At 70.2% G+C, this 1,792-nt stretch carries 2 protein-coding genes; both read left to right on the plus strand.

Annotation, left to right across the window (positions count from 1 at the left end; translation table 11 throughout):
• Window positions 1-420, plus strand: a 420-nt coding sequence (locus ACV4UX_RS19195) for an AMIN domain-containing protein (protein WP_491594880.1), incomplete at its 5' end; no start/stop codon positions are given.
• On the plus strand, window positions 417-1,792 hold a 1,376-nt coding region (locus ACV4UX_RS19200), incomplete at its 3' end, for an NfrA family protein (protein ID WP_491594881.1). The genes ACV4UX_RS19195 and ACV4UX_RS19200, both read left to right, overlap by 4 nt.

The following is a 1,792-nucleotide window of genomic DNA, read 5'->3' on the forward strand; positions in this document are numbered from 1 at the left end:
CCGGCCCAGGCCCGCGCGCCCGGCCCCGTGCAACGCGATCCCTCCCGGCATCAAGCGCAGACGGCCCCGGCGGCCGCTCCCGCCCGCGAACAGACGGCCGCCGCGCAAGACGGCGTCCGGCCGGTCCGGGTGGTGTTCCAGACCTCTCCAGACGGGGTAGCCGTACTTCTCAAGGGCGTGCCCGCGGACGTCCGCCCGGCCATGGCGCTTTTCGACGCCCCCTGGCGGCTCGTGGTGGACCTGCCGGGCGAGTGGACCATCGAGAACCCCGGCGCGGCCCCGCCCGCAGGGAACATCCAGCGCGTGCGCGCGGCCAGACACCCCGGCAAGCTGCGCGTTGTGCTCGACTTGACGGAAAAACCCGGCGGACGCGCCCTGGAGTCCACGCCGGAAGGCTTGGTGGTGAGGCTCTCCAGATGAATCCGACCCTTCACTCCCGACGCGACGCGACGCGCATCTTCGCGGCCCCGGCGGTCGTCCTGGCCCTGGCGGTCGTCCTGGCCCTGGGCGTCGCCCGGGCCATGACCGGCCCCGATCCCGCGCCGCCGCCCTCCGGCAAGTCCGTGGAACTCAGCCGCGACGACCAGCTTCTCCTCTACGCCGAACTCTCCAAGACCCTCATGGAGCTCAAGCGCCCCGGGGAGGCGGAGACGGCCCTCCAGGCCTCTTTGGCCCTGGAGCCCACGGCCTCGGGCTATTCCGAACTGGCCAAGGCCTATCAGAGCCAGGGCCGCAACGATCTGGCCGTGGAGGAATACCGCAAGGCCCTGGCCCTGCGCGAAGACCCCCAGGATCTGGCGGACCTGGGCTACTGTCTGCTGGCCCAGGGCAAGCGCAAGGACGCCCTGACCGTCTGGGACAAGGCCCTGGCCCTGGAGCCCGAGCGTCTGCGCCTCTGGGAGGACGCGGGCTACGCCGCCATGGCCCTGGCCCGCAACGACGCGGCCAAGCAGTATTTCAAGGCCGCCATCGACAACCAGCCCCTCTACCCCGCCCGCGACGAGGACGAAGCCCGCCGCACCCGCGAGACCGTCCACCGCCTGCGCCAGGAGGTCACCAAGCTCGACGAGAGCCTGAGCCTCACGGCCTACCTGACCTACTACACCAGCCGGGCGGGCCAGTCCGACGCGCCCGGCGGCCAGGGCGGCATCTACCAGCCCTCCGTGAGCGGCGTGGAGGCGGCCTGGACACCGCCCGTCATCGGCCTGCGCGACGACCGTCTCTTCCAGGTGGTGGCCCGCCTCAACTGGACCCTGGAACGCCAGAGCATGGCCTTCGACCCGGACTCGGCCCAGGGCGCGGTGGGGCTGCGCTACAAGCCCTTCAAGAGCCAGAACGTCTCCTTCGGGGCCGAGCGGCTCATCAAGATCGGCAAGAACGCCGAAGACAACTGGCTCCTGCGCGCCATGGGCTCCTGGGCCGACGGCTACGGACTGGACCCCGAGCGCTCCAACTGGAACTTCAGCTACCTTTACCTGGAGGCCGACCGCTACCTGGAGAATCCCGCGCGTTTTCTCTTCAGCGGCGAGGTCCGCCAGGGCTGGACCTTCAAGGTGGCGCGCAACGCCACCCTCACGCCGCATCTGGTGGCCAACGCCCGCGTCTGGACGCCCGACGACAACAGGCTCTCCCTCTGGGAGGCCGGCGTGGGGCTTTCCTTCAAGTACCGCTTCAACGAGACGAAATACACCACGCCGCGCTCCTACCTGGAGGTTCTGGCCCAGTACAAGGCCGGACGCCTCTACAACAGGACCACCGACCAGGGCGTGGACGGCCTCTACCTGACCACCAT

This window comes from Fundidesulfovibrio sp., assembly GCF_058402725.1.